Raw genomic sequence first — 347 nt, 5'->3', positions numbered from 1 at the left:
GCGATTAGGCAGTCGATTCCTGCTGACTCGAATAACCGCTGAAAAAGAAGGAACTCCGGATACAGATATTGGGCTTGTGGGCTTTCATCCAAGATCACCACGCGCGTGAGCGGACGTTGCTCGCCGCTCGTAGACCATTCCTGGGCGAACATATCCAGAATCGAACGCTCGAAGCCGCCGGGTCCATCCTGACCTGGCGAAAGCCCGACTACGCCGCTGCAACAACTACGCTGCGCGCGGGCGAGCAATACGTTTAGCATCGCTCCGCCCGCATTTGTGTTTATTTCGATGAGCCCAAGCTTGTCATCATCCAGATGGAAGTCGTAGCCAAAGAAGACGCCGCGCGC

General features: G+C 56.5%; 1 pseudogene. It reads right to left on the bottom strand.

The features are described 5' to 3' along the window. Positions 1-347, bottom strand: a pseudogene (locus RT21_RS23895) (hypothetical protein); the annotation flags it as partial.

Origin of the sequence: Pseudomonas sp. 10B238 (genome assembly GCF_000970615.1) — a bacterium.
GTDB lineage: Bacteria > Pseudomonadota > Gammaproteobacteria > Pseudomonadales > Pseudomonadaceae > Stutzerimonas.
The sequence above is the reverse complement of the archived record's forward strand: the minus strand, read 5'-3'. Positions and strand labels throughout refer to the sequence as shown.